The 1599-nt window shown below is 67.5% G+C and carries 2 protein-coding genes; one reads left to right on the forward strand and one right to left on the reverse strand.

Annotated features, from left to right (window positions below; all coding sequences use genetic code 11):
* Positions 1–969, forward strand: a 969-nt coding sequence (locus AC04L7_RS18285; protein WP_475513647.1) for a CocE/NonD family hydrolase C-terminal non-catalytic domain-containing protein, incomplete at its 5' end; no start/stop codon positions are given.
* 59 nt (positions 970–1028) lie between these two features.
* Here AC04L7_RS18285 and AC04L7_RS18290 read toward each other — a convergent pair.
* Positions 1029–1571, reverse strand: a complete 543-nt coding sequence (locus AC04L7_RS18290; RefSeq protein ID WP_475513648.1) for a DUF2878 domain-containing protein — start codon at positions 1569–1571, stop codon at positions 1029–1031.
* Positions 1572–1599 lie beyond the last annotated feature (28 nt).

Here is a 1599-nt window from a genome sequence, read left to right on the forward strand (position 1 = left end):
GGCGAGGAGTACGCCCGTATCGGGGTCCCGGTGTTGGCGACGACGGGCTACTTCGATGGTGCGCAGGCGGGCGTTCTGCACTATTTCCGCCAGCACCTGYGCCACCGCGCGGACGCCGACCACACGCTGGTCATCGGTCCCTACGAACACATCACCATGCAGGCGGGCGTGCCTCCGAGCGTGCAGGGCTATGCACCGGATGCCGCTGCGCGCATCAACCTCCAGGCCCTGCGGTTAGCCTGGTTCGATCATGTCTTCAAAGGCGCACCGAAACCCGACCTGCTCGCCGGCCGCGTGAATTGGCAGGTCATGGGTGCCGATGCGTGGCGCCATGCTGACACGCTGRAGACGATGGCCACACGCACGCAGTCGTGGTGTCTGGCGCCTGGCGCGACGATCGACACCTACACGCTTTCCCCGCGATCGCGTCCAGGCGTTGTGGCGTCGCAACGCGTTGACTTCAGCGACCGCCGAGACGCGGACTGGGCACCGCCGCAGCAGGTTGTCACGACCGGACTGGATCCGCACCTGGGCCTGGCATTCGTGGGCGACGCCGTGATGCAGGAGATCGAACTCGCGGGCCCGTTCGGTGGCGTGCTCGACTTCACCGTCAACAAGCGAGATGTCGACCTGACCATCGGCGTCTACGAACGGAATGCGGACGGCGAATACCTCGATCTTGCATGGTGGCTACAACGAGCGAGCTACAGCGAAGACCGGCGGCAGCGGCGCCTGTTGCAGCCGGGCGAGCTCCAACGCCTTGTCGTGAAGGACACGCGCGTGATCGGACGCAAGCTGGCCGCCGGCAGCCGGCTGGTGGTGACGATCGGCGTGAGCAAGCAAGCCGACCGCCAACTCAACCTGGGCAGCGGCAAGGATCCTTCCGTCGAAACCGTTGAAGACGCCGGCGAGCCTCTCGAGATCCAGTGGCAGGGCAGCRGCTGCCTGACCTTCGGGATACGCGACTGACAAGAACGAAGACGGCTTGCGGGAGAAAGCCGAACGCTGACCGCGCGGGCCCGTGCCGCTCAACGCAGCGCGCTGCGCGTCACCTGCCGTCTCGCGACACCCAGCAACAAAGGCAGTGCCATCGCCCACGCAATCGCGAGCCAGCACACGCCCCGCCACGCTGGCACGGGGAACTGCGCGGCGTCCCATCCGCGGGTCGCTGCCAGGTAGGCCAAGGGACCGCCGATACCCCCCAGCAACGCGGCGGCCCAAGGATGCGGTTGCAGCGACCGCATGCCCGTATGGGCCGTGACCGCCAGCGATGCCCACAGCGCCAGGATCCACGGTGGCGCCATCGCGCTACCGAAGGTGGCGGCGCGATAGACCACCCAACCCTGCCACGCCGCCACGCCGTCGACGACCACCCCGCACAGCACCGCGAGTACCACCAGGCGAATCTCGTCCCCGGGCCGCGGCGCGCTTCGCAGATGCAACGCGACAAAGGCGAACGCCGCGAGCACCCCGGGCCATGCCTGTCCACGCCCGGCGGCGATCACGGCAACGAACCACACCCCCTGGTTGCCGAGCAGATTGAGGATCAAACGTGTCGCATCGGCACGCATTGCGTCGTTCCGTGAGGGCTGCCGTACA

The sequence above is a fragment of the Pseudoxanthomonas sp. LjRoot204_2 genome (assembly GCF_056175765.1).